The following is a 19,442-nucleotide window of genomic DNA, read 5'->3' on the forward strand; positions in this document are numbered from 1 at the left end:
AGCCGCTAGGGTACAGCAAGCTGCCGGAAGGGCGCCATTCTACCCGACGGCCTAGCCAACTTTTGGTGTAGAATCATTGGTTTGCCAAATCTCATCCTCTGCTTGCGGCACCAGTAACAACATCGGTAAAAAACGAACGGCAAAAGTTTTAGCCCGCAAAGACATGATGATCTAGGAGTTCTCATGAACCTTATCGCTATCCTGGAACAGGAAGAAATTGCCCGTCTGACCGGCGGCCAAGCCAAGCCTGAATTTGCTCCTGGTGACACCGTCATCGTGAGCGTGAACGTCGTTGAAGGCACCCGCAAGCGCGTGCAGGCTTTCGAAGGCGTTGTTATCGCCAAGCGCAATCGCGGCCTGAACTCCGCGTTCACCGTGCGCAAGATTTCGTCGGGTGAAGCCGTGGAACGTACGTTCCAGCTGTACTCGCCGCAAATCGCCGGCATCGAAGTCAAGCGCCGCGGCGACGTGCGCCGCGCCAAGCTGTACTACCTGCGCAACCGCTCGGGCAAGTCGGCACGTATCAAGGAAAAGCTGGTCAGCAAGCAAGCCTCGGCGGCTTGATCGCTTATCGGCACACGGCCCTACCAGTGTCGGACGTTCGCGCCATTCAGCGTTTCCGTCCGGCACAGGTTTCCGGGTTAAAAAGGCACCTGCGAGGGTGCCTTTTTCTTTTAGCAAAGCCGTATGTCTGATTCCTCGTATTCTGCGCGGCCTCGACGGCCGCTTGTGCGCCCGGGCTTCGATCCGGCAACGCAACCGTGGGTAGTGGCCAATGATTCTCTGCCGGCCGTACCTGCCAGCCTGTTGACCCCGGATCGCCTGCGGGGCACGCTGAACCAGCCATCCACCTGGACGCTGGAGCTTTCGCGCGACAACGATCTGCGATACCCCGGCCGCGAGGGCACACCGGTGCCCGCGGCCGTGTTGATTCCGCTGGTCACGCGCGACGACGGCGTACACATCATGCTGACCCAGCGCGCCGCGCATCTGCATGACCACGCGGGGCAGATCAGCTTTCCGGGTGGCCGCATCGAAACCAGCGACCCTACGCCCGTGGCCGCTGCCTTGCGCGAAGCGCAGGAAGAAACCGGATTGCCGGAAGACCATGTGGAAGTGTTGGGCAGCATGCCGCCCTACCTGACGGCGACGGGTTTTTCGATCATTCCGGTGGTGTCGTTGGTGCGGCCCGGTTTTGAGCTGGCGCCCGACGCGTTCGAGGTAGCTGAAGTGTTTGAAGTGCCGCTGTCGTTCCTGATGGACCCGGCCAATCATCGGCTGTACGAGGCCAGGCTGGACGACGGACGCGTGCGCAATTACTACGGGATGCCCTACGGCAAGCATTTCATCTGGGGGGCAACGGCGGGCATGTTGCGCAACCTCTATCACCTGCTGCGCCACGGATTGCAGCCGCGCTGACGGTATGGCCGAAAGCGGGCCAGACCATCGCGCTATTTATCCGTGCAATAGAAAACGGCCCTTGCGGGCCGTTTTTGTTGCCGTGGCCTTTATGGCCATCGCGGCGTTCGCGAGCAGCCCAAAATCAATAGCGTTGTTGTCCCGCCAGATTCTCTTCAAGAATGCGCTCGTATAGCGCGTAGCGCAGCGGGTTGATCTTGCCTGCCTGCAAGGCGGCCACTACGCCGCAGCCCGGTTCACGGCGGTGCGTGCAATTGTAGAAGCGGCATTCCTCGATAGGCTGCGCAAATTCAGGGAAGCCGCGGATGATGTCGTCGCGCGTCAGGTGTTGCAAGCCGAACGCCTGGAACCCGGGCGAATCGATTAGGTCACCGCCGGGATCGGGCAGGTGATAAAGCCGCGTGCTGGTCGTGGTGTGCTTGCCCATGTCCAACGCCGTGGAGTGTTCGCGCGTGGCCGCGCGCGCGTCCGGGATCAATGCGTTAAGCAGCGTGGACTTGCCCATGCCGCTTTGACCCAGCAGCAGGTTGGTGCGGCCGGCCAGACGAGGCGCCAGCAGCGTGTGCACCTTCTCAGGTTCCAGCGCGCTGAGCTCGACCACGGGCACGCCCAACGCCGCAATCGGCGCCAGGCGGGCACGAGCGGCGGGCAATTCTTCTGTCAGGTCGGTCTTGTTCAAGACGATCAGCGGCGAGATGCCCGCGCTCCAGGCGCCGGCCAGGGCTCGCCCGGTCAGGTCGTCGGAGAAGGTCGGCTGCACCGCGATCACGATCAACAACTGGTCGACGTTGGAGGCGAACTGCTTGGACCGCATCTCGTCGGACCGGTACAGCAGGTTGGTGCGCGGCAGGATCGCGTCGATCGCGCCTTCGTCCTTGCCTTGGGGGGCAATGCGCACGCGGTCGCCGACGGCGGCGCCGGCCTTTTTGCCGCGGGGGAAGCACTTGCGCAGCGATCCGTCGGCAAGCTCAACGGTGTAGTGGCGTCCGTGCGCGGCGATGATGCGGCCGTCCAGCTGGCCGCCCACGGCGTCGGTCATGGGCGCTGTCACGCCGTTTCTGGCATTGCGCGGGGCGCTCATGCGGTGGGCGCCATCAGGTGGCGGATGCGCTCGGCGGCGGGGGGATGGCTATCGTAGAAGGCGGAATGCACAGGGTCGGGAGTCAGCGTAGCGGCGTTGTCGTCGTAGAGTTTGACCAGCGCGGACACCAGATGTTGCGGCGAACTCTGCTCGGCCGCATAGCGGTCCGCTTCGAATTCGTCGCGACGCGAGTACCAGCTGGCCAACGGCGTGAACATGAAAGTAAAAACGGGAATGACCAGGAAGAACAGCAGCAACGCCATCGCGTCGTTGCGTCCGCCCAGTTGGGGCACCACACCCAGGTCCATGTAGAACCAGGGTTGTTGCGAGACCCAGCCCAGGATGGCAAAAAAGGCAAGCGCGGCGCCAAAGCTGAAGGCGACGCGCTTGATGATATGACGCTTGGCGAAATGACCCAGTTCGTGGGCCAACACCGCTTCAATTTCATCGCCGTTCAGGCGCGCCAGCAGCGTGTCGAAAAACACGATGCGGCGCGACCTTCCAAAGCCGGTGAAATAGGCATTGCCGTGCGCGGACCGGCGCGAGCCGTCCATGACGAACAGTCCGTTCAGCGCGAAGCCGCAGCGCTGGGCCAGCCGTTGGATGCGGCCGGCCAGGTCCGGGTCGGACAGTGGCGTGAATTTATTGAAAAGCGGGGCAATGAACATCGGGTAGACGATCAGCAGCGCCAGGTTGAACACCGTCCACAGCGCCCACGCCCAGACCCACCAGTAGGCGCCCGCGCTGCCCATCAACCACAGCACGGCGGCGGCCAGCGGCAGGCCCAGGACGGCGGCAACCAACAGGCCCTTGGCCGTGTCGGCAATGAATAGCTCGGGCGTCATTCGGTTGAAGCCAAAACGCGCCTCAAGCTTGAACTGCCGCCACAGCGTGAAAGGCAGGCCCAGCACGCCAAGCACCAGCGCCACCACGACCAGCAAAAGCATCTGGCGCAAAAAATCATTGCTGGTAAGCTGCCCAACCATCAGGTCGATGAATTGCAAGCCGCCCATCAACGTCAGGCAGACCAGCAAAATGGCGTCGTAGGTGCGTTCAAGCATGCCCAGTTTGACGCGGGCGATGGTGTAATCGGCCGCGCGCTGATGGCTGGTCAGGCCGATGCGAGGCGAGAATTCATCCGGCACGCGATCGCGGTTACGCGCCACGTGGCGGATCTGGCGACCGGCCAGCCACAGGCGCACGGCAATATCGGCCAGCAGGAAAGCAACGAACAGCAGTGTGAACATGGGCGAAGCGTTTTGCTCAGTAGGGATGTGCGAAAATCGCGTGTTTTATAGGCAAATTATATGGCTGTGAACGAAAATCGCCTGGTCTGGCTCGACATGGAAATGACCGGGCTGGATCCCGAGAAAGAACGCATCATCGAGGTGGCCGTCGTGGTGACGGAACCCGACCTGACGGTCGTGGCCGAAGGCCCGGTGCTGGTCGTCCACCAGCCTGACAGCCTGCTTGACGCCATGGACAACTGGAATAAATCCACCCACGGCAAAAGCGGCCTGATCGACAAGGTGCGCGCGTCCACGGTGTCCGAAGCGCAGGCAGAGGATACGCTCTTGGCGTTTTTGGCGCAGCATGTGCCGGCGGGTAAATCGCCGCTGTGCGGCAACACCATCAGCCAGGATCGCCGCTTCATGTTTGCGTACATGCCGCGCCTGGAGCAGTTTTTCCACTACCGCAACCTGGATGTCAGCACGCTGAAGGAATTGGCGCGCCGCTGGGCGCCGGCCGTGTACAAGGGCTTTGAGAAAAAGAGCCGCCACGAAGCGCTGGCTGATATCTATGAGTCCATCGACGAACTCAAGTACTACCGCGAGCACCTGCTGAAGGTGTAAGCCGGGCGGTTTTCAGGGGGCGCATGTATCGGGCCGGATGCAGCGGGCCGCATTCATCGGCCTGCATTCACTCGGCCGCCTGCACCGGGCAGAGGGTCCTTGACCCGCCCGCCGCCACACCTGTCAGGCCGGCCGACCACCGAAACGGGATTCCACCTCGGCCGTCAGCGGCGTATAGCGCGCATTATCTTGCCCGGCGCTCGCGTTCAGATGCGTCTCCGACGCGTCGAAAACCTTCCAGTAGATTCTGCCGCACAGCGCGCGGGCGGCGTGGCCCGGCCAGTTGTCGGGCAGCATCGGGCCGGGCAGCTGCGGGTCGTGTAGAACGATCCGGCGCCAATTGTGCAACAGCATGACCCGAACGACGAACGCGTCGGCGGGCGGCGGCGCGTCATCCAGTAATTTTTCCAGCGGGCCAAAGTTGCGGGAGAACTGGCGATACTGCTCGGCCACGTCATCCAGGTTCCAGCATTGCGACGCCAGGCTGGCGATCGGCAGGCCGCCCGCGCCGGCCAGATCCCGGGCCGACAGCACCAGCGCCCGATCCGGGATACCCAGCTTTTCAAGAATGTCGTGCGCGGCCCGCGCCTCGGTGTGCGGGTGGGCGAACAGGCCCGGCGCGATCATGCCGAACCCTTCCCAGACCAATTCCCGACGCAACTCGGCGCGCTCGGCCAGCCCGTTGCCCGTGCGCGGTAGCGCCACCAGGGTCCATTCCCCGTTCCAGTCCTGCGTTGCACCTTCGTAGATGCGCTGCGAGGCATGTGCGGTATGTCGCAGCCCCTGTTCCGAAATCAGGTACAGACTGCGCCGGCCATGTCGTTCCGATTGCAGCCAGTTTTGCGCCACCAGCCGGAAAACGCTGGTGCGCAGCAGGCGTTCATTGATACCAAGCGGGGCCAGCAATTCGATCAGGTCGCCCAGCCAGATGGCGCCGCCGTGAGGGGCCAACGCGTCCCCCAGCAAGCTGACGCACAGCGATTTGGCGCGAGGCGGGTCGCTTTTCAGCAAGCGGGACAGGAAACGGTCCAAAGGCGACGTAGGGTTTGCCATAAGGGGGGCCGCATGCGGCCGATATCAGGATCCGCAATATGATACATAAATCCAATGTGATACAGCTTTGCGTTTGACAATGGTTTTTTTGTATTAAATAATCCGCCTATGACATGACGGCGCTGCGGAACGTTTGCCTTGCGATTTCGCAAACCGTCTCAAGGAGACAAACATGTACGCTCAACTCGTCGAAACCGGCGTCAAGCAGGTCAAAACCGCCGACCAGCTTGAAGGCCCCGAACAGACGTTCCAGCGCCGCATAGACGATGGCGTGCGCATCGAGGCCAAGGACTGGATGCCCGATGCCTACCGCAAGACGCTGGTGCGCCAGATCTCGCAACACGCGCACTCGGAAATCGTCGGCATGCTGCCCGAAGGCAGCTGGATCACGCGGGCCCCGTCGCTCAAGCGCAAGGCGATCCTGCTGGCCAAGGTGCAGGACGAGGCCGGCCACGGGCTGTATCTGTACAGCGCCGCCGAGACGCTGGGCGTATCGCGCGATGACCTGATCGACGACCTGCACGCGGGCCGCGCCAAGTACTCCAGCATCTTCAATTACCCGACCCTTAGCTGGGCGGACATCGGCATGATCGGTTGGCTGGTCGATGGCTCGGCCATCATCAACCAGATTCCGCTGTGCCGCTGTTCCTACGGCCCCTACGCGCGCGCCATGGTGCGCGTCTGTAAGGAAGAGTCCTTCCACCAGCGCCAGGGCTATGACCTGTTGATGCAGATGTGCCTGCATGGCACACCCGAGCAAAAGGCGATGGTGCAGGATTCGCTGAACCGCTGGTGGTGGCCGGCGCTGATGATGTTCGGCCCGTCGGACGCCGATTCGCCCAACAGCGCGCAATCGATGGCCTGGAAGATCAAGCTTTTCTCCAACGACGAGCTGCGCCAGAAGATGGTGGACCAGACCGTGCCGCAGGCCGAATACCTGGGCCTGACCGTGCCGGACCCCGACCTGAAGTGGAACGCGGAACGCGGCCACTACGACTTCGGCGAGATCGACTGGAGCGAGTTCTACGCCGTGCTCAAAGGCAATGGGCCGTGCAACCGCGAACGCCTGGCCGCGCGCGTCAAGGCGCACGAAGACGGCGCCTGGGTGCGCGACGCATTGGTCGCTTACGCGGACAAGAAGGCGCAACGCAAGGCCGCTTGAGGCGGTCTGCAACGCCTGCCCGCCTGCAACCCGCGCCTGCAACCCGCGTCCGCATCCCGCGCCGCAACCCTTGCTGCAACCCATACCGCAACCTTCACTGCATACCGGTGCGCGCCGCGCGCGCCCGGCATTTCAAGGATATCCATCATGAGCAAAGACTGGCCTTTGTGGGAAGTGTTCATCCGCAGCCAGCACGGCCTGGCCCACAAGCACGTCGGCAGCCTGCATGCCCCGGACGCCGAAATGGCGATCAATCACGCGCGTGACGTCTACACGCGCCGCAACGAAGGTCTGAGCATCTGGGTCGTGCGCGCCTCGGACATCTCGGCCAGCAGCCCCGGCGACAAGGAACCCTTGTTCGAGCCGGCCAACAGCAAGGTCTACCGGCATCCCACGTTTTTCCCGATGCCCGAAGAAATCAAGCACATGTAAGGCGGCAGGCGGACATGGACAAGACTTTGTTTGAATACCTGCTGCGCCTGGGCGATTCGTCGCTCATCCTGTCGCAGCGGCTGGGCGCGTGGACCGGGCACGGCCCCATCCTGGAAGAGGACCTGGCGCTGACCAATACCGCGCTGGACCTGCTGGGGCAGGCGCGCATGTGGCTGACGCTGGCGGGTGACGTCGAAGGCGCGGGCCGCGATGAAGACGCGCTGGCCTATCACCGCGACGCCCACCAATTCCATAACGTGCTGCTGGTCGAACGCGCCAATGGCAACTATGCCGACACCATGGCGCGCCAGTTCCTGTTCGACGTCTGGCACTACTTCCTGCTGCAACGCCTGGAACAATCCTCCGACGAACGCGTGGCCGCCATCGCCGCCAAGTCCATCAAGGAAGTCACTTACCACGTGCGCCGCTCGTCGGACCTGGTCGTGCGCCTGGGCGACGGCACCGACGAAAGCCACGCCAAGATGCAGGCCGCCATCGACGACGCCTGGCGCTTTACCGGCGAACTGTTCGCCGACGACGCCGTGGACCAGGACGTGGCCGCGCGCGGCATCGGCTGTGAACTGGCCGCGCTGCGCGAACCGTGGCTGGCGCACGTGCGCGAAGTGCTGGAAGAAGCCACGCTGACCGTTCCCGATGAAACCGCGGCCAACCATCTGGCCTACCGGGGCGGTCGCCAGGGCAAGCACACCGAAGAGCTGGGCTACGTGCTGGCCGAAATGCAGTACCTGCCGCGCGCCTACCCGGGAGCCACCTGGTGAACGCGCTGGCGCCCGTTTCCGCCGACCAGGTCTATGCCTGGCTGCACGAGGTCCCCGACCCGGAGATCCCCGTGCTGTCCGTGGTGGACCTGGGCGTGGTGCGTGAGGTGAACTGGGAAGGCGACACCTGTGTCGTCGTCATCACCCCCACGTATTCCGGCTGCCCGGCCATGCGAGAAATCACACAGGACATCCAACAGACGCTGGCCCGCCATGGCGTGGCCGACGTCCGTGTCGACACCCGTCTGGCGCCCGCCTGGACGACCGACTGGATGAGCGAAAAGGGCCGCGAAGCGCTCAAGGGTTACGGCATCGCCGCGCCCGCCGAGCGCGCCATCGACATTTCGGGCATCAGCCGCCGCGCTGTCGCGCCCGCCATCGCGTGCCCGCGCTGCGGCTCGCGCGATACGCGGATGGTCAGCAACTTCGGGTCCACGTCGTGCAAGGCGCTGTATCGCTGCGTGTCTTGCCGCGAACCCTTCGATTATTTCAAGACTCACTGAGAGCGGTTTCAAGATGAGCAACCAATTTCATTCCTTGAAGGTGGCCTCGGTGGCGCGCAACACGCGTGATGCCGTGGTGGTGACCTTTGACCTGCCCGACACGCTGACCGACGAGTTTGCCTTCCTGCCGGGGCAGTACCTGACCCTGCGCACGCAACTGAACGGCGAAGAGCTGCGCCGCTCGTACTCGATCTGTTCCGCGCCGCACGACAAGCTGCTGCGCGTGGCCATCAAGAAGGTCGACGAAGGCGCGTTCTCGAGCTGGGCCAACCATGAACTGCAACCCGGCCAGACGCTGGAAGTGATGGCGCCCGCCGGCAACTTCACGGTGGACTTCTCGCCCGAGAACCAGCGCCATTACGTGGCCTTCGCGGTGGGCAGCGGCATCACGCCGGTGTTCTCGCTGGTGAAAACCGCGCTGTCGATCGAGCCGCGCAGCAAGTTCACGCTGTTCTTTGGCAACCGTGCGTCGTCGGCCGTGCTGTTCCGCGAAGAAATCGAAGACCTGAAAAACCTGTACATGGAGCGCTTCTCGCTGGTCTACGTCATGAGCCGCGAGACGCAAGACATCGAACTGTTCAACGGCCGCCTGGACGGCGATAAGGTCGACCAGCTGATGTCGGCCTGGATGAGCCCCGAAGACATCGATTACGCTTTTGTCTGTGGTCCGCAAACCATGACAGAAAGCGTGGTCGAGCGGCTGCAAGCGCGCGGCATTCCCAAGGCGAACATCAAATTTGAACTGTTCGGCGCGCCCAAGGGGCCGCGCGCACTGCGTACCGGCCACGACGCCCCGCAGGCGCCAGGCAAGGGCCAGTGCGAAGTGACCGTGGTGCAAGACGGCCACAGCCGCATGTTCGTGATTGATAAGAATAAAGACAGCGTGCTGGACTCGGCGCTGGCGCAGGGAATCGAGCTGCCCTATTCGTGCAAGGGCGGCGTGTGTTCCACCTGCCGCTGCAAGGTCATCGAAGGCGAAGTGGACATGGATGCCAACTTCGCCCTGGAAGACTACGAAGTGGCGCGCGGTTTCGTACTGAGCTGCCAGAGCTTTCCGGTCAGCGACCGCCTGGTCATCGACTTCGACCAGGAAACCTGACGCGGCCCGTGCCGGTCAGACACCCCTAATTCATTGGAGAGACAAGCGTGTCCCAAAAATTCTTCGAGCGTCACCAGCCCGTGCTGGAACAATCCCTGGCGGCTGCCGCGCTGCGCGGCTACTGGAGCCCGTTTGCCGAATCGCCCAGCCCGCGCAACTATGGCGAAACGGCCAACGACGACGGCCGCGCCGCCTTCGAAGCGCTCAAGGGCAAACCGTTTCCCCTGAACCTGCACGACGCCGACGGCACGGTGGGCGGCGAGAAATCGCCCTACGGTTTCGACCTAGGCATTACGTACCCGCATGTGCCGGTCGACAAGCTGATCGGCGCGTCCAAGCGCGCGCTGGAAGATTGGCGCCGTGCCGGTCCGCAAGCCTGGGTGGGCGTGTCGCTGGAAATCCTGGCGCGCTTGAACAAGCTGAGTTTTGAAATTGCCTACGCCGTGCAGCACACCACCGGCCAGGGCTTCATGATGGCCTTTCAGGCCGGCGGCCCGCACGCGCAAGACCGCGGCTTTGAAGCCGTGACCTACGCCTGGCAGGAAATGTCGCGCATTCCGGGCGTGGCGATGTGGGAAAAGCCGCAAGGCAAAAATGACCCCATCCGCATGGAAAAGCAGTTCACCGTGGTGCCGCGTGGCGTGGCGCTGGTGATCGGTTGCTCGACGTTCCCAACATGGAACGGCTACCCCGGCATGTTCGCCAGCCTGGCCACGGGCAACACCGTTATCGTCAAGCCGCACCCGGGCGCGATCCTGCCGCTGGCCATCACCGTGAAGGTCGCGCGCGAAGTGCTGCAAGAAGCCGGCTTTGATCCCGATGTGGTGTTGTTGGCCGCGCACGAAGCTGGCGACGACACGGCGCAGAAGCTGGCGCTGGACCCGGCCGTCAAGATAGTGGACTTTACCGGCAGCACCGCCAACGGCAACTGGCTGGAAGACAACGCGCGCCAGGCGCTGGTCTACACCGAGAAGGCCGGCGTCAACCAGGTCATCATCGATTCCACCGACGACCTGAAGGGCGTGGCGCGCAACCTGGCGTTCTCGCTGGCGTTGTACTCGGGCCAGATGTGCACGGCGCCGCAAAACATCTACGTGCCGCGCGACGGCATCAACACGCCGGAAGGCCGCGTCAGTTTTGACGACGTCGCGGCTGCCCTGGGCGTGGCGCTGGAGAAGCTGGGCGCCGACGCCGCCCGCGCCGTGGAATTGACGGGCGCCATCCAGAACGACGGCATCGTCGAACGCATCGAAAAGGCCCGCGCGCTGGGCCTGCCGGTGGTGGCGGACAGCAAGGCGCTGACGCACCCGCAGTTTGAAAATGCCCGCGTGCGCACGCCGCTGCTGCTGCGTACGGAAGCCGGCAACGCCGCCATCAGCCAGGAATGGTTTGGCCCGATCGCCTTCGTGGTGGCTACGGATTCCACCGCCCACAGCGTCGAGCTGGCGCGTGACAGCGTCATTCAGCACGGTGCGCTGTCGCTGTCGGCCTACACCACCGACCCCCAAGTGGCCGACCAGGTGCAGGACGCGGCCGAAGTGTCCGGCGTGTCGCTGTCGCTGAACCTGACGGGCGCGGTGTTCGTCAACCAGACCGCGGCCTTCAGCGACTTCCACGGCACCGGCGCCAACCCGGCCGCCAACGCCGCACTGTCCGACACCGCCTTCGTGTCGAACCGCTTCCGCGTGGTGCAAACCCGCCGTCACGTCTAAGCAGGGCGACGCTTATGAGCTATCAGGATATTCAATTTGATTTGTCGGGCGGCATCGCCCGACTGACGCTGAACCGCCCGGACAAGCTGAACAGCTTCACCGCGAACATGCACGCCGAAGTGGCCGACGCGTTGACGCGCGTGGAAACCGAGGGCGCGCGCGTGTTGGTGCTGACCGGCGCAGGGCGGGGCTTTTGTGCGGGGCAAGACTTAAGCGAGCGCAAGCCCGCCGAAGACGGTACGCCGCCGGACCTGGGCGAAACCGTCGACAAGTTCTACGCGCCGCTGGTGCGCCGCTTGAACGCCTTGCCGATGCCGGTTGTGGTCGGCGTGAACGGCGTGGCGGCGGGGGCGGGCGCCAACCTGGCGTTCGCGGGCGACATCGTTATCGCCAAGGCGTCGGCCAATTTCATTCAGTCGTTCTGCCGCCTGGGCTTGATCCCCGACACCGGCGGCACGTTCGCGCTGCCGCGACTGGTGGGCCGCGCGCGCGCCATGGGCCTGGCGATGCTGGGCGACAAGCTCAGCGCCAAGCAAGCCGAGGAATGGGGCCTGATCTGGCAGTGCGTGGCGGACGAGGAATTCGACGCCACGCTGGAACGGTTGGCGCAGCACTTTTCCACGGCACCCACCAAGGGTCTGGCATACACCAAGCGGGCCATGCAGGCCAGCCTGGGCAATGATCTGTCGACGCAGCTGGATCTGGAACGCGACATGATGCGCGAACTGGGCCGTAGCGCCGACTACGCCGAAGGCGTGGCCGCGTTCCTGGGCAAGCGCGAACCGCAATTCAAGGGGCAATGATGACCGTGCACGTTCCCCCCATTGAAGCGCCCAGCGATCCGCAGGAATTGGCGCAGGCCGTTGGCACCGTGATGTACGCGGGCGACGCGGCCTCGCAAGGCCTGGACATGAAGGTCGAGGAAATGGCGCCCGGCTATGCGCGGCTGACGATGCGCGTGCGCGGCGACATGCTGAACGGCCACAAGACCTGCCACGGCGGCTTTATCTTTGCGCTGGCCGACAGCGCGTTCGCGTTCTCGTGCAATTCCCGCAATGTCAGCACCGTGGCGTCGGGCTGCACCATTGATTACCTGGCGCCGGGTTTCGAAGGCGACTTGCTGACCGCCGTGGCGCAAGAGCGCTCGCTGGCCGGCCGCACGGGCGTGTACGACGTTACCGTTACCAACCAGGACGGCCGCAATGTCGCCCTGTTTCGCGGGCGGTCCTATCGCATCAAGGGCCAGATCGTGGGGGTTCCCGCCGAAGGCTGAGGATGACGGTCCAACGCCACTAGAACATTCGTCATCCAACAAAGATAGAACCCGCGCGCCGAGCGGACCGGCGTAAAGAGAAATTCAGGAGAGAGATAACCATGTCCAACACCATGAGCAAGCCGGGGCTGGACCCCATCGAGCATGCCAGCCAGGACGAGCTGCGCGCGCTGCAGCTCGAGCGCCTCAAGTGGTCGCTCAAGCATGCGTACGACAATGTTGCGCATTACAAGAAAGCGTTCGACGAAGCGGGCGTGCATCCCGACGACCTGAAGCAGCTGTCCGATATTTCGAAGTTTCCTTTCACGACCAAGAAGGAACTGCGCGACAACTATCCGTTCGGCATGTTTGCCGTGCCGCGCGAGCGTATTTCGCGCGTTCACGCGTCCAGCGGCACCACGGGCAAACCGACGGTGGTGGGCTACACCAAGGGCGACCTGGACAACTGGGCGAACCTGGTGGCGCGCTCGATCCGCGCGGCCGGCGGCAAGCCGGGCGACACGGTGCACATCGCCTATGGCTATGGCCTGTTCACTGGCGGGCTGGGCGCGCATTACGGCGCCGAGCGCCTGGGTTGCACGGTCATCCCGATGTCGGGCGGGCAAACCGAAAAGCAGGTGCAGTTGATCAACGATTTCCGTCCGGACATCATCATGGTCACGCCCTCCTATTTCTGCAATATTCTCGAAGAACAGCGCCGCCAGGGCATTGATCCGCGTCAAAGCTCGCTGCGTATCGGCATCTTCGGCGCCGAGCCGTGGACGGGCCAGATGCGTGCCGATATCGAGGCCGAAGCCGGTATCGATGCGGTGGATATCTACGGCTTGTCGGAAGTGATGGGCCCGGGCGTGGCCAGCGAGTGCGTGGAAACCAAAGACGGCCCGGTCGTCTGGGAAGACCACTTCTACGCCGAGATCATCAATCCGGACACCGGCGAACCGGTGGCCGATGGCGAGGCCGGCGAATTGGTGTTCACGTCGCTGACCAAAGAGGCGATGCCGATCATCCGCTACCGCACTCGCGACCTGACCCGCCTGTTGCCGCCCACGGCGCGCAGCATGCGCCGCATCGGCAAGATCACCGGCCGCAGCGACGACATGTTGATCGTGCGGGGCGTGAACATGTTCCCGACGCAAGTGGAAGAACTGGTGCTGAAGATCGCCCAGCTGGCGCCGCATTATCAGCTGGTCCTGTCGCGTACCGGCAATATGGACGAGCTTGAAATCCTGACCGAAGTGCGCGCCGAGTTCTCGGGGCTGTCGGACGCCGAACGCAATAACCTGGGCAAGCAGTTGCAGCATGCCGTGAAGACGCACATCGGCGTCAGCGCGCGCATCCAGGTGTCGGACGCCGGCCATGTGGAACGCACGCTGACCGGCAAGGCGCGCCGCGTGATCGACAAGCGACCGAAGGTGGTTTGATCGAGGCTGTCTGACCCGGTTGTTTCCGGTTTCAGCCGTCAATCACAAAAAAAGCAGCCGTCTGGCTGCTTTTTTATTTCCGTAACCCCGCGGAAAGGCGCCAGGGGAGGGCGCCACGGGAGGGCGCCAGGGCAGGGCCGTGTTGGCTACCGCCCCACGGCCAACGTGCGAACGATGCGGCGGTACCAGATGTGCAGCAGGATGGCGGACAGCGCCAAGCCCACCATTGCCATCAACCACATGCTGCCCGCGCCTTCGGGTGAGCCGGGCAGCAACGCGTTGCGGACGCCGTCCAGGCCACCCCGGCCGGGGCCAAAGCCGAACCACCAGCCGCCGACCAGCCCCACGCCCGCCAGCGCCACCACCTGCAACAGCAGCGGCACCACCGCAACCTTGTAGGCGCGCAGCAGGTAAGAGTTGATGCATTGCATGGAATCGAACAGGTGAAACAGCGGCAACACCGCCAGCAGCGTCGTTGCCACGGCAGCCACGCCGATGTCGTCCGTGTATGCGGCAAGGATCAGGGGCCGGCCCACCAACAGCACGGCGGCGGTCAACAATGCGCCGATCAGGCCCAGCGCCAGCCCGGCCATGCCGGTGCGATGCGCGTGCGCAAGATTGCCCGCGCCGATGGCCTGCGCGGTCAGCGCCGCGGTGGCCACGCCCAGCGCCATGGGCATCATGTAGCACAGGGCCGCCAGGTTCGACATGATCTGGTGTCCGCCGGTGACGTACGTGCCTTCGCGCGCCACCAGCAGGGCCATGAAAGTAAAGGCCGACACCTCGACCAGGTACGAGCCGCCCATGGGGATGCCCAGGCGCAGCAGTTCCTTCAACGTCTTCCAGTCGGGCTTGCCCACGCGCAGATTGAAGCGGCGATAGAAGCGATCGTGCGTGATGACCCAGAGGCCCAGGCCCAGGCTCATCCACGACACCACGGCGGTTGCCAGCCCCGCGCCGGTGGCGCCCATGGCGGGCAGGCCCAGGTTGCCGTAGATGAACAGCCAGTTGAAAAACGCCTTGAATGCAATGGTGGACAGGTTGATTGCCATGACCAGCTTTGGCCGTGACACCGAGGTGCCCAGCGCGTAGATGGTGCGAAACACCAGCGCGGCCGGCAGGGCCAGCACCAAGGCCTGCAAGTAGGACCCGATCCGTTCGCGCACGCCCGGCGCCACGTCGCCCGACATCGACAACCACACGTCCGGGAATAGCATCAGCACCGCGCCCACCACGGACAAGCCCAGCGCCAGCCAGACGCCTTGGCCCCAGCTGCGGCCGACTTCGTCGTTGTTGCCGGCGCCGAAATGCTGCGCAAGGATGGGGATGAGCGCATGTACCACGCCCATCAGGCCAACGAAAACGGTGATGTAGATAGAGGCGGACAAGGCCATCGCGGCCAGGTCGCTGGCGCTGGAGTGGCCTGTCATGGCGGTGTCCAGCACGCCGAACGAAATGCCGGCCCACTGGCTGATCAGCACCGGCCACGCTTGTTTGGCGATGCCGCGCACAGTGGCGCCGAAGGATATCGGCGCCGCGTTGACGGAATTCATCGGTTCGGGCCGACTCGCAGCAGTCGGAACACTTCCTGGCGATCGGCGCGGCGGCCGCCCTGCCACAACACGTCGGCCCCGTCGCTATAAGCGGCAGTGTTGTCGCGCAGGCTCTGGTTGTTAGTCTGTTGCAGGATCAGCGTGCACTTCGCGTCGAACGTGAAGGTCAGATTGTCGAAGATCAGGAACGATGCGCGCTGGCCGCTGCCCAGGCTCAGGCCACGTACGCATTCGCCGGGTCGCGCATGTTGCGCCAGTGCCTGCGCCAGTTGGCCCGATACCGTGCGATAGCTGCGCGCGTAGTCCACGGCGGGTTGCCACAGCAGCACAAGCAGAATCCACGTTACGGTCAGGCCGCCGGCGGACAGCACCGTGCCGCGCCACAGCGCTTGCGGGCGTACGCGCAGGCGCCACACCACCAGCGCAATCCAGGCCACGGTAAAGATCACCGCCAGCGTGAAGGCGCCCCACGAAATGACGGGCTCGTAGCCGGTGGTCTGGCGGGCAATGTTGCGGGAAATCTGCGCCGGCCAATTGAAGTGCAGGGCCACCCAGCCGAGCCACGCGGTGGCGGCCGTCAGCGAAAAACACATGACGGCAAACCAGTCCAGCGTATTGACCACGCCACGGCGCAGCGTGGGTAACGAGAACGCGCCCAGCACGGCGCAGGGTACGGCCAGCATCACGTATTCCGAGTCGGACGCCTCTTCCAGTACGAACAGCACCAGTGCCGCGCAGACCAGCAGCATCAACGGCAGCCAGATGTGCGGGGCGTAGATCCATTCGCGCCAGCGCCAGACCGCCAGCAAGGCCAGCGGCCATGTCGGCCACAAGTACCAGGGCAAGTCGCGCAGCGTGCGGCCCATGTCATGCCAGGTCGGCAAGGCGAATGACGTCAGGTTCCAGGTCTTCCAGTTGCGGATCCAATACTGGCTGCTTTCGCTGGCCGGGATCCACCACGCCAGGATCAGCGCTACCGTCACCAGCACCGCCCACGGCAGCCAGCGCTTGCACTTCCACAATTGGCTGCGCGGATAGAACGCCAGCAGTGCGCCGATCATGATGGGAATCGCGCCCACCCAACCGCGCGTAAGAAAGCTTGCGGCCAGCGCGATGCCCAGCGTGGTGGTGCCGGTAACCGGCCGGTCGACGCTGCGCGCCAACGAATAAAAGGCCAGCGCCTGGCAGGCCATGATGGCGGGTACGACAGTGGTTTCGTGCGTGCGCTGAAGGATGCCCACAGTGGCCAGCAGCAGCAGCAGCGCGGCGTCGGCCAGCATGCGTCCGTAGTCGCGCGGTTCGGGTTCGCCGCCAAAGGGCAGCGCCAGGGGTTGTGCTTCGCTACGGCGGCCCAGCAGGTAGGTGCCGTACCAGACACTGGAGGCCGTGATGCCGAACCACAGCAGATTCGGCAGGCGGCCGGCGGTGATATCGCCGATAAACGGGCCGAACAGCCAGATGCAGATGGCGCCCACCCAGGTAATCAGCGGGCCTTCTTCGGCATGGGCCAGCAGCCCGACCTGGGGCAGCAGCCACGTGATGCCGCCTTCCCGGATGGCGGTGATCATCGTCGCCAAGCCAACCGCATCGTCCGTTTTCCACGGGTCGCGCATGAACAGGCCGGCCACGATATAGGCCAGCGCCAGGCCCAGCAGGATCAACCTGGGAAGCTTCGCGGTTGCCACGGACGTGAGCCGGGCAGGAGTGGAAAAAGAAAGTGGGGACACGGGCGTTAATGTAACCGAGGGATCAGGTTGCGCCAGCCCCTGGCTTGCAAAAAGCAGGCAAGGGAGGAAAAAAAAGCAGCCCGGAGGCTGCCTTTTTGCTGTGACTCCCGCAGGAGCAACAGGATCAGGAAGCGGACTTGACCGTGCCGGCGGTACGGGCGAAGCGGGCGCGGAACTTTTCCACACGGCCGGTTTCGACGATACGCGTTTGGGCGCCCGTATAGAACGGGTGCGATTCGGAGGTCACGTCGCACTTGAAGAGCGGGTACGTCTTGCCGTCGATTTCGACGGTTTCGCGCGTGTGCACGGTCGAACGGGTGATGAACTTGTTACCCGTTTGCAGGTCGGCGAAGACGACTTCGCGGTATTCGGGGTGAATGCCTTCTTTCATGGTGCTTATCCTAGGACCCGCCAAGGGGTCTTTCAAGTTGTAGGGTCGCCAGCCAGGACGCGTTATGCCGTTCACAGTAGAACGCCCACGCAAGGATTCCAGCCACGTATCCAAAAAGTAACCCCAAATTCTAGCACGGGTTTTTCCCGGTAGACCAGGGCGGGCAGGCCAGAATCGGCAGCCCGCCACCGGGCGCAAAAGGGGACGGGCCCTTACAGTTCCGTGCGCAGTTTCCAGATCTCGGGGAACAGGACGACATCCAGCATCCGCCGCAGGTAATCCACGCCCGACGTGCCGCCGGTGCCGCGCTTGAAGCCGATGACGCGCTCAACCGTTGTGACGTGGCGGAATCGCCACAGTCGGAACGCGTCTTCCAGATCGGTCAGTTTTTCGCCCAGCTGATACAGGTCCCAATAGCGATCGGTGTCGCGGTACACCGTCAACCATGCGGCTTCCACGCCTTCCGACGATTCATAGGGCTGGGTCCAGTCACGTTCCAGGCGGTCCGCCGGCACGGCGATGCCATGGCGCGCCAAGAGCCGCAGGGACTCGTCATACAGCGAGGGCGCGTCGTACGCGCTGCGCACCTGGGCCAGCAGGTCTTCGCGGTGCGCATGCGGTTTCAGCATGGCCGCATTCTTGTTGCCCAGCAGGAATTCGATCTGGCGGTACTGGTAGCTCTGGAATCCGCTGGAACGCGCAAGGTACGGCCGCAGCGCCGAATATTCGGGCGGCGTCATCGTGGCCAGCACATCCCAGGCATGAACCAGCTGCTCCATGATCTTGCTGACTCGCGCCAGCATCTTGAAGGCCGGTTGCAGCCGGTCGGCCGCCACGCTGGCGATGGCTGCGCGCAACTCATGCAGCATCAGCTTCATCCAGAGTTCGCTGGTTTGGTGCTGGATGATAAAGAGCATCTCGTTGTGCTCGGGCGACAGCGGATGCTGCGCGCCCAGCACCTGATCCAGATGCAGGTAGTCGCCGTAGGTCATGTCGCGCGTGAAATCGAGCTGCGCTTTTTCCTGGTGGACGATGTCTTCGGGGCGGTGCGGGCAGCTCATGCTTGGCCTCCGTGGCAGGGCGGGGCAGCGCGGCGGGCCGCGGCGGGCAATGCGCGCCAGCCCGGCGCGCAGGAACGGGCGCGCGCAAGCGCGACGGCGTGATCTGGGGAAAGGTTCATGGTCGTGCGTCTTTCAAGGCGGGCGGCCCGTATAAGGTGGCCGCCCGAAAGCCAGCGGACCAGCCTACAGTTCGCGCAATACGGCGCGTACCGGGCTGGCATCGGCCTGGACCAGCGCCAACGGCAGGGCGATCAATTCGTAATCGCCTTCGGGCACATCATCGAGAACCAGGTTTTCCAGTACCCGCATGTCGTGCCGCAAGATCGTATGGTGGCTGTCCAGGGTCTTGCTGGACGCGGGGTCGATGCTGGCGGTATCCAACCCGATCAGCATGACGCCGCGTTCGGCCAGCCATTCGATGGTTTGGGGGGCGTAGGCCGAAAAATCGTCCGTCCACCAATCTTGCGCCGCATGCTTGGCAGTGCGCACGAGCACGCGCGGCGGCAGGTTCAGCGCTGCGTGCGCCAGGTGGTCCGTGGTGATCAACGGGCCGCAATCAATGGCGTGAATGACGCGGCAAGGACCCAGAAATGGTTCCAGCGAGACCGCGCCGATGGCGGCAGCGCCGTTCTGATAGTGCAGGGGGGCGTCGGCATGGGCGCCGATGTGCGGCGACAGCGTGATTTCACTGACGTTGACCGGACAGCCGGGCGTCAGCGACCACTTCCATTGCTGGCGGTACGGCGTGTCGCCGGGGAAAACCGGTGACGCCGTGGAGACGGGCGGGGAAATGTCCCACAAGCGTTTCATCAGAAGCGTTTTCGTGTCGGCCGGAATGTTCCGGCGAATGGTCCAGCGGGTGTTCTAGCGAATGGTCCAGCAAATGTTCCAGCAAATGTTCCAGCAAATGTTCCAGCGCGAAT

The 19,442-nt window shown here is 63.9% G+C and carries 20 protein-coding genes; 12 read left to right on the forward strand and 8 right to left on the reverse strand.

Going from position 1 to position 19,442, the window contains the following annotated elements; all coding sequences use genetic code 11:
• Positions 1-183: 183 nt before the first annotated feature.
• Both rplS and YH64_RS01620 read left to right on the forward strand, forming a co-directional pair.
• Positions 184-564 carry a 50S ribosomal protein L19 gene (gene rplS, locus YH64_RS01615; RefSeq protein ID WP_006218237.1) on the forward strand — a complete coding sequence of 127 codons (381 nt, stop codon included), beginning with the start codon at positions 184-186 and terminating at the stop codon, positions 562-564.
• A 123-nt stretch (positions 565-687) separates the two neighbouring features.
• On the forward strand, positions 688-1,419 hold the full coding sequence (locus YH64_RS01620) for a CoA pyrophosphatase (protein ID WP_046802751.1): 732 nt from the start codon (positions 688-690) through the stop codon (positions 1,417-1,419).
• Positions 1,420-1,543: 124 nt separating this feature from the next.
• On the opposite strand, the gene rsgA is transcribed toward YH64_RS01620, so the two are convergent.
• A complete protein-coding gene (gene rsgA, locus YH64_RS01625; protein ID WP_046802880.1) occupies positions 1,544-2,458 on the reverse strand; it encodes a ribosome small subunit-dependent GTPase A in 915 nt (304 codons plus the stop codon).
• A gap of 38 nt (positions 2,459-2,496) precedes the next feature.
• A complete protein-coding gene (locus tag YH64_RS01630) occupies positions 2,497-3,747 on the reverse strand; it encodes a M48 family metallopeptidase (RefSeq protein WP_046802752.1) in 1,251 nt (416 codons plus the stop codon).
• Positions 3,748-3,807: 60 nt separating this feature from the next.
• Here YH64_RS01630 and orn point away from each other — a divergent pair, with 60 nt between their 5' ends.
• Complete coding sequence (gene orn, locus YH64_RS01635; protein WP_046802753.1) at positions 3,808-4,353, forward strand: oligoribonuclease; 546 nt, start codon at positions 3,808-3,810, stop codon at positions 4,351-4,353.
• A gap of 123 nt (positions 4,354-4,476) precedes the next feature.
• On the opposite strand, the gene paaX is transcribed toward orn, so the two are convergent.
• The gene (paaX, locus tag YH64_RS01640; protein ID WP_046802754.1) at positions 4,477-5,406 is read right to left on the reverse strand and encodes a phenylacetic acid degradation operon negative regulatory protein PaaX; all 930 of its coding nucleotides are present in this window, start codon (positions 5,404-5,406) and stop codon (positions 4,477-4,479) included.
• A gap of 172 nt (positions 5,407-5,578) precedes the next feature.
• Here paaX and paaA point away from each other — a divergent pair, with 172 nt between their 5' ends.
• From paaA to paaK, 9 genes are all read left to right on the forward strand, one after another.
• Entirely contained in the window at positions 5,579-6,568 is a 990-nt protein-coding gene (gene paaA, locus YH64_RS01645; RefSeq protein WP_046802755.1) for a 1,2-phenylacetyl-CoA epoxidase subunit PaaA, read from the forward strand.
• 147 nt (positions 6,569-6,715) lie between these two features.
• Positions 6,716-7,000, forward strand: coding sequence for a 1,2-phenylacetyl-CoA epoxidase subunit PaaB (paaB, locus tag YH64_RS01650; RefSeq protein ID WP_006218245.1), 285 nt, complete (start codon positions 6,716-6,718; stop codon positions 6,998-7,000).
• Positions 7,001-7,014: 14 nt separating this feature from the next.
• Complete coding sequence (gene paaC, locus YH64_RS01655) at positions 7,015-7,779, forward strand: 1,2-phenylacetyl-CoA epoxidase subunit PaaC (protein ID WP_046802756.1); 765 nt, start codon at positions 7,015-7,017, stop codon at positions 7,777-7,779.
• Entirely contained in the window at positions 7,776-8,282 is a 507-nt protein-coding gene (paaD, locus tag YH64_RS01660) for a 1,2-phenylacetyl-CoA epoxidase subunit PaaD (protein ID WP_046802757.1), read from the forward strand. The genes paaC and paaD overlap by 4 nt, the downstream gene beginning before the upstream one ends.
• Before the next feature lie 13 nt (positions 8,283-8,295).
• The gene (gene paaE, locus YH64_RS01665; protein WP_046802758.1) at positions 8,296-9,381 is read left to right on the forward strand and encodes a 1,2-phenylacetyl-CoA epoxidase subunit PaaE; all 1,086 of its coding nucleotides are present in this window, start codon (positions 8,296-8,298) and stop codon (positions 9,379-9,381) included.
• A gap of 47 nt (positions 9,382-9,428) precedes the next feature.
• The gene (gene paaN, locus YH64_RS01670) at positions 9,429-11,093 is read left to right on the forward strand and encodes a phenylacetic acid degradation protein PaaN (RefSeq protein ID WP_046802759.1); all 1,665 of its coding nucleotides are present in this window, start codon (positions 9,429-9,431) and stop codon (positions 11,091-11,093) included.
• 14 nt (positions 11,094-11,107) lie between these two features.
• A complete protein-coding gene (gene paaG, locus YH64_RS01675; protein WP_046802760.1) occupies positions 11,108-11,896 on the forward strand; it encodes a 2-(1,2-epoxy-1,2-dihydrophenyl)acetyl-CoA isomerase PaaG in 789 nt (262 codons plus the stop codon).
• Entirely contained in the window at positions 11,896-12,366 is a 471-nt protein-coding gene (paaI, locus tag YH64_RS01680; RefSeq protein WP_046802881.1) for a hydroxyphenylacetyl-CoA thioesterase PaaI, read from the forward strand. Before paaG ends, paaI begins: the two co-directional genes overlap by 1 nt.
• Positions 12,367-12,467: 101 nt before the next feature.
• The gene (gene paaK / locus YH64_RS01685; protein ID WP_046802761.1) at positions 12,468-13,787 is read left to right on the forward strand and encodes a phenylacetate--CoA ligase PaaK; all 1,320 of its coding nucleotides are present in this window, start codon (positions 12,468-12,470) and stop codon (positions 13,785-13,787) included.
• Between the two features lie 146 nt (positions 13,788-13,933).
• On the opposite strand, the gene YH64_RS01690 is transcribed toward paaK, so the two are convergent.
• The 5 genes from YH64_RS01690 to kynB form a co-directional block, all read right to left on the reverse strand.
• On the reverse strand, positions 13,934-15,340 hold the full coding sequence (locus YH64_RS01690; protein ID WP_046802762.1) for an MATE family efflux transporter: 1,407 nt from the start codon (positions 15,338-15,340) through the stop codon (positions 13,934-13,936).
• Complete coding sequence (locus tag YH64_RS01695) at positions 15,337-17,067, reverse strand: glycosyltransferase family 39 protein (RefSeq protein ID WP_046802763.1); 1,731 nt, start codon at positions 17,065-17,067, stop codon at positions 15,337-15,339. Before YH64_RS01695 ends, YH64_RS01690 begins: the two co-directional genes overlap by 4 nt.
• Before the next feature lie 124 nt (positions 17,068-17,191).
• Complete coding sequence (locus YH64_RS01700) at positions 17,192-17,458, reverse strand: type B 50S ribosomal protein L31 (protein ID WP_006218255.1); 267 nt, start codon at positions 17,456-17,458, stop codon at positions 17,192-17,194.
• A gap of 212 nt (positions 17,459-17,670) precedes the next feature.
• The gene (kynA, locus tag YH64_RS01705) at positions 17,671-18,519 is read right to left on the reverse strand and encodes a tryptophan 2,3-dioxygenase (RefSeq protein WP_046802764.1); all 849 of its coding nucleotides are present in this window, start codon (positions 18,517-18,519) and stop codon (positions 17,671-17,673) included.
• A gap of 183 nt (positions 18,520-18,702) precedes the next feature.
• The gene (gene kynB / locus YH64_RS01710) at positions 18,703-19,329 is read right to left on the reverse strand and encodes an arylformamidase (RefSeq protein ID WP_006218257.1); all 627 of its coding nucleotides are present in this window, start codon (positions 19,327-19,329) and stop codon (positions 18,703-18,705) included.
• Between the last annotated feature and the right edge of the window lie 113 nt (positions 19,330-19,442).

The sequence above is a fragment of the Achromobacter sp. LC458 genome, assembly GCF_001005835.2.
GTDB classification, from domain to species: domain Bacteria; phylum Pseudomonadota; class Gammaproteobacteria; order Burkholderiales; family Burkholderiaceae_B; genus Achromobacter; species Achromobacter spanius_B.